The organism is Luteibacter sp. P4_D7_3 (genome assembly GCF_056401735.1).
In genome coordinates this window covers 1-6,118 of the sequence record NZ_JBFUIT010000248.1, presented here as the reverse complement: position 1 = coordinate 6,118, position 6,118 = coordinate 1, and the positions used below count along the sequence as shown (strand labels likewise).

Here is a 6,118-nt window from a genome sequence, read left to right as displayed (position 1 = left end):
AGTACGAGGTGGACGATGTTCTCCGCGAAGTCGTGCTCGCCCGCGCTGATGAAGATCTTGGTGCCGGTGACGCGATAGCTGCCATCGGCGTTGGGCTCGGCGCGTGTCTTGAGCAGGCCCAGATCCGAGCCCGCCTGCGGCTCGGTCAGGCACATGGAGCCCGTCCAGCGGCCTTCGACCAGCGGCTTGAGGAACGTTTCCTGCTGCCAGGCGTCGCCATGGTGGTCGAGCGCGTCAGTGGCACCGTGCGAAAGCAGCGGATAGATGCCCCAGGCCAGGTTGGCCGAGTCGATCATTTCCTTGGTCATCGCGCCGAGTACGGCGGGCAGGCCCTGGCCGCCGAACTTCTCGTGTGCCGTCAGGCCGGCCCAGCCGCCTTCGGCGTACTGGCGATAGGCTTCCTTGAAGCCCTTCGGCGTGGTCACCGTGGCGGTGGCCTTGTCGTAGTGACAGCCTTCCTGGTCACCCGAGGCATTCAGCGGTGCGAGCACCTGCTCATTGAAGCGCGCGGCTTCCTCCAGGACGGCGTCGAGCAGATCGCGCGTATGCGCCTCCCCACCCTCCAGACGACCGAGCACGGCATCGGCGCCGAGCACGTCGTAGAGGGCGAAGCGCATGTCGTTGAGGGGGGCTTTGTAGATCGTCATGGTGAATCCTGGCGAGGCGCGGCAAGCGCGGCTATGGAGTAATCAGGGAGAGCGGTAGGTGTCGGGTATGCCGGGCACGGGCGAGAGCCAGTTCTTGCCGTGCACGTCGAACGTGCGCGACTTGTCCTCTTTCTCCGGCGTGGCCGAGATGCGGCCGTCGATGGCATAGGGCAGCGAGCCGCTGCTGCCCTTGGCGGCAAGGTCAGCCAGCGCTTTGGACATCTCTGCCGTGGGCAGGATGTCGATCACGGTCACGTCCGCGGCGAAAGAGGGAATGTCCTGGTCGATCTTCGCGTCGAGCAGAACGCCGCCCAGATCGCCCACGCGCAGCGTGCCCTGGAAGCGGTCGAATGACATGCCGCCGTAGCTGTTGTTGCGCAGGCGGAGCGTCACATGCCACGTGCCGCCGGGCTTGGCGGCGACCTGCTGCAAGGTCACGGCCGGCGGATACACGCTTTTCTTCTCGGGCCCACAGGCCGCCAGAAGTGCGGTCACGGCAAGCAGCGCCGCGCGGAAAACAGTGGTGCGGAGGATCGAGGTCATTCCCTGGGATTCCGGCGTATGGGCGTCGAACAGTTGTTCGATGGTAGCGCTGGCCGGGCCATACGCGCGAGACGTGCGTTTGAAACGCGGTTCCCAAGCGCCGCACTAGCAGGCATCATCCGTTCTGACCTTTCTACGTGCCCTCCCATGACTCGACGCATCGCCGCCCGACGCTCTCCCATCCACGGAAACGGCGTTTTCGCCACCGCCGCCATCAAGGCCGGTGACGAAATCATCGAATACCAGGGCGATCGCATCACCCACGCCCAGGCCGACAAGAAGTACGGCGACGGTGGCGAGACCGGCCATACCTTCCTGTTCACCCTCAACGATCGCTTCATCGTCGACGGCAACAGCAACGGCAATACGGCTCGCTGGATCAACCACGGCTGCGACCCGAACTGCCAGGCGGTGATCGAGGAGGCGGTGGAAGGCAAGCCGTCGAAGAAGGACCGTGTGCTGATCGAAGCCATCCGCGACATCGCCCCCGGCGAAGAGCTGACCTACGACTACGGCATCACGCTGGACATGCCGCATACGGCTCGCCTGAAGAAGGTGTGGTCATGCCTGTGTGGCTCGCCGAAATGCATCGGCACCATGCTCAAGCCGAAGCGCAAAGCCGCCTGAGGCTAAGCCTCCCACAGGAGTCACAGCCTCAGTCCTCCTCGACCCGCGGCTTCCACTGCTCCATCAACTTTCGCTGCACGCCGGCGGGCACCGCGTCGTAATGGCTGAATTCCATCGCATAACGCCCTTGCCCACCGGTCATCGCTTTAAGTTGGGTGGGATAGTCGGTGAGCTCCGCCAGTGGCACGCGCGCCTTGATCAGCGTCTCGCCGCCGCGTAGCGAATCGGTGCMCATGATGTGCGCTCGCTTGGAGGCAAGTCCCCCGGTGACGTCGCCCACGTAGCGCTCAGGAATCGAGACCTCGAGGTCGACCACCGGCTCGAGTACCTGCGGGTGAGCGCGCGACACCGCGTCGAGGAACGCCTTGCGGCCTGCACTGATGAAGGCCACTTCCTTCGAGTCGACCGGATGGTGTTTGCCGTCATACACCACGACGCGTACGTCCTGGATCGGATACCCCGCAATCGCTCCGCCATCCAGCGCCTGGCGTACGCCTTTCTCGATGGCTGGCATGAACTGGCCCGGGATGACGCCGCCCTTGGTTTCATCGTCGAAGACGAAACCCTTGCCCCGCTCCAGCGGTTCCACGCGCAGGAATACCTCGCCGAACTGACCGGCGCCCCCGGTCTGCTTCTTGTGCCGGTGGTGGCCTTCGGCGCCGGCGCCGATGGTTTCCCGGTAGGCGATGCGGGGCGGGTGTGTGATCACGTCGACGTCGTAGCGCGCCTTCATCCGTTCGAGCATGAGCTTAAGGTGCAGGTCGGACAGCCCGCGAATCACGGTCTCGTTGAGTTCCTTGTGGTGCTCGACACGGAAGCACGGATCTTCCTCGGCGAGCTTTGACAGCGCCTGCGACAATTTCTGCTCCTGGCCTTTGTGCGCCGGTTCCACGGCAAGACCGAACATGGGTGCCGGGAAGGCGCAAGGTTCGAGGTGGATGCGCGATTCGTCGGCGGCATCGTGCAGCACGGCGTCGAAATGGATGTCTTCGATCTTCGCCACCGCGGCGATGTCGCCGGGCAAGGCCTCATCCACTTCGATGTGCTCGCGGCCCTGCAGGCGGAACAGATGGGCCACCTTGAACGGCTTGCGCCCATCGTCGACGAGGAGCTGGGCGTCCTTGCGCACGGTGCCCTGCCATACGCGGAATACGCCGAGCTTGCCGACAAAGGGATCGTTGACGATCTTGAACACGTCGGCAACGACGTGGCGGGACGCATCGGCGGCGACATCGAACGGTGAACCCGCATGGTCACGGAACAGGGGCGGATTGGTTTCGGTGGGGCAGGGCAGGATGCGCTCGACCAGTTCGAGAAGCTCGCTGACGCCGATGCCATCGCGCGCGCCGGTGAAAACGATCGGGACGAGATGCCCATCGCGGAGGCAGTGCTCCAATGCGCCGCGAATCTCCGTGGCAGACAGCGCGGACTCACCGGCTTCGAGGTAGTGCTCCATCACCTCGTCGTCGATCTCCACCACCTGGTCGATGATTCGCTGGTGCGCCTCCCCCGGTGAAGAAAAGTCGGTGTCGCCGGTCGTCTGGAAAAAAACGTCGCGCACGGAATGTCCCTTCGACGAGGGAAGGTTCAACGGCAGGCACTCGTTGCCGAATTCCTCTCGTAATGCATCGACCAGCGCTGCCAGGTCCAGGCCCTCGGCATCGATACGGTTGACCACGAGGATGCGTGCCATGCCTCGCTCCTTCGCATGCGCCATCATCGTTCGCGTGCCGTGCTCGATACCGTTCGCGCCGTTCACCACGATGGCCACGGTGTCTGCGGCGGCGAGGGCGGCGAGGGCGGGTCCGCGAAAATCGGCGTATCCCGGCGTATCGACGAGGTGGATGCGATAGCCGTTGCGCTCGATCGAGGCGATGGACGCGTCAATCGAGTGACCCCGCGATTTCTCCATGGGGTCGGTGTCGGAGACGGTGCTGCCACGCTCGATGCTACCGGGGGCAGTCAGTGCGCCTCCGGCGTGGAGCATGGCTTCGAACAAGGTGGTCTTGCCGGCGCCGGCATGGCCGGCAAGGGCGAGGCTGCGGATGCGTTCCGTGGATGGCGACACGATGCGACCCTCCTTCTCAAGGTCGTCCGGGCAATCCGGACGCTCAGGGCGGCGGTGGTTCAGGCGCGCCAACGCCAGTCCCAAGGCTTCTCCGAACCCGGGCCGGACGCAAGGGGAATCTTCGTCCGCATGAGTGGTCTGTAAGCCAGGGCTTACGCTGTGCTCAGCGGCACGCCACTATCCTGTCCCACTTCCGAAGGCCCCATGGGGACTCCCGCTCGCGTGCAATATCCCGGTAAGGCGCCACCGTCCTTCGTCGAATCCCACCGGCTGGAACCGGAGGGGTCGTCGCGTGCGCACGGGCTGGCCCCTATCGATGCGGCGACGCTGWTGGCCCTGCGCGCCATCGGTCGCCGCCCGCCGCCGCGCGACCGGGTGCGCTTCACCCTGGCGCTCGCCGCCGCCTTGATCCTGCACATCGTGCTGATCTTCCTCGTGCGCTACGAAATGCAGCCGCGTGTGCAGGTGGCCTTCGCCACGCCCGACGATCACCCCGATGTGCTCGAGGTGCGTTTCATCGAGCCGACGCGTGCGCCGCCTCCGGTCGCCGATGCGCCACCCCCGCCGCCCGTTTCCGAGCCACCGCCCAAGGTGCGCTCGCCCGAGGCGACACGGCCCGAGCCGCCGCGACCGAAGAAGAAACCCGAGGACGAGACGCCGGTGGACACGACGACGCCCGCCGCGACCGCGGCGCCACAGGCGCCACAACCCACGCTCTTCGGCAACGACGGTTCCGTCGCGATGCCAACGACGGGCCCCGGGTCGAAGCCCGACTTCGTCCCGCAAAAGCCCACCGACAACACCGGCATCATGTCGCACAAGACGACGGTGACCTACACGCAGACCCGCTTTGAAAAGGACTGGGCGCCGCGCGACGAGAACGCGCTGAGCAAGGGCGTGCGCCAGGTGATTGAGAAGACCACGGTGAAGCAGACGGTCGACCTGGGTCACGGCACCCGCGTGAACTGCGCGACCGTGTTGTTCGTCCTGCCGGCGGGCTGCAGCGGGGAAGACCCCTCGAAGGCCTCGAAGAAGGATGGCGACGTCCGCCTCAACATGGCCCCTGCGAATCCGTTGGTGAAGGACCTTCCCGACCAGACGCCGCCGCCCACCGAAGCCCAGTGCATCGCGGCGTTCCGCGCCGACAAGCCCCTGCCACAGGGCTGCGCGTCGGACATTCCGCTGAAGGCGATGGACCAGGAAAACGCGGAGCGCGAACGCCGTACCGGCAAGTAGCTCTCGCGGGCGTACGCGGCGATTGTCTGCGGCGCCCGCAGCATGGACACTAGCCGTCCATGCATACCCCTGGCCCGCCGGACAGCGATCCCCTGATCGCCGCGAATTCGCTGCCCGTCTCGCCCCGCGAGGCGGCCATGCGTGCGCTCGTCTATCGGCGCCTCCTGCGGGAGAAACCGCGCGAAAGCGTGCGAAGGATCGTCGGCTGGGTCGGCACGATTCTCATCCACCTGGTCTTCCTGTTCGGGATGATCCTGGGCCCGGCTTACAACGTGCTGCCTTCGCCGCCGGAGCCGGACCATCCCGACGCGCTGCAGGTTCGCCTCATCGACAAGCCACCACCGCCACTGCCGCCCGTGCGCGGCACGCCATCGACGGCGCCGGTGGCCAGGGTGAAGCACACGACGACCTGGGACACCGCAGCCAGTCGCGCCGCGCGTGGGTCGCATGCCGCCGCCGTGGCAGCGGCGAAGACGCCGACGCGTCCGGCCGTCGCTGCGCCCGCGGCCCAGCCGCCGAAGGTCAAGGCGGCGCCGAAACCTGCCGCGCCGCCGCCGAGCGTCGCGGCGGTGGTCGACCGTCCGGTCGTTCAGCCCAAGGCCCCGCCACCGCAGCGCGATCTCGAAAAAGTGCCCTTGCCGACCCCGGCACCGCCCGATCTGGCGGTCGACACACCGAAGCCGCAGGTCGTGCCGCCGACCTTCCAGCCCGAGCCGGTGCGCCGTCCGCAGGAAGAGGGCTCGGAGGCCATGCCGCCGCCGGCGTCGCTGTCCCTGCCGCCGACGCCGGCATCGCAGATGACCGTGACGCCTGCGCCGCCGACGATCACCGCGGAGCGCACGACGCCGGTGCCGACCCAGGCCATGACACTGGCGACGGTGCCGCGCCCGGAGGTCGAGGAAAGTTCGGCGCCACCGACACCGCAGGACGCGCCGTTGCCGCAGGTCGCGCCCGAGCCTGTCGCGCCGACGCCGGACCTGACCGTCGACACGCGTCC

The 6,118-nt window shown here is 66.8% G+C and carries 5 protein-coding genes and 1 pseudogene; 3 read left to right on the top strand and 3 right to left on the bottom strand.

Going from position 1 to position 6,118, the window contains the following annotated elements; genetic code table 11:
* Both AC1DSN_RS17060 and AC1DSN_RS17055 read right to left on the bottom strand, forming a co-directional pair.
* On the bottom strand, window positions 1-647 hold a 647-nt coding region (locus AC1DSN_RS17060), incomplete at its 3' end, for an acyl-CoA dehydrogenase family protein (RefSeq protein ID WP_477331837.1).
* Between the two features lie 42 nt (window positions 648-689).
* Window positions 690-1,190 carry a hypothetical protein gene (locus AC1DSN_RS17055; RefSeq protein WP_213948595.1) on the bottom strand — a complete coding sequence of 167 codons (501 nt, stop codon included), beginning with the start codon at window positions 1,188-1,190 and terminating at the stop codon, window positions 690-692.
* 147 nt (window positions 1,191-1,337) lie between these two features.
* Between AC1DSN_RS17055 and AC1DSN_RS17050 the strand changes: the two genes are divergently transcribed.
* Entirely contained in the window at window positions 1,338-1,817 is a 480-nt protein-coding gene (locus AC1DSN_RS17050) for an SET domain-containing protein (protein ID WP_213948596.1), read from the top strand.
* Between the two features lie 28 nt (window positions 1,818-1,845).
* On the opposite strand, the gene fusA is transcribed toward AC1DSN_RS17050, so the two are convergent.
* The gene (gene fusA, locus AC1DSN_RS17045; RefSeq protein WP_477331835.1) at window positions 1,846-3,885 is read right to left on the bottom strand and encodes an elongation factor G; all 2,040 of its coding nucleotides are present in this window, start codon (window positions 3,883-3,885) and stop codon (window positions 1,846-1,848) included.
* Between the two features lie 204 nt (window positions 3,886-4,089).
* Between fusA and AC1DSN_RS17040 the strand changes: the two genes are divergently transcribed.
* On the top strand, window positions 4,090-5,121 hold the full coding sequence (locus AC1DSN_RS17040) for a hypothetical protein (RefSeq protein WP_477331833.1): 1,032 nt from the start codon (window positions 4,090-4,092) through the stop codon (window positions 5,119-5,121).
* Window positions 5,122-5,180: 59 nt separating this feature from the next.
* Window positions 5,181-6,118, top strand: a pseudogene (locus AC1DSN_RS17035) (hypothetical protein); the annotation flags it as partial.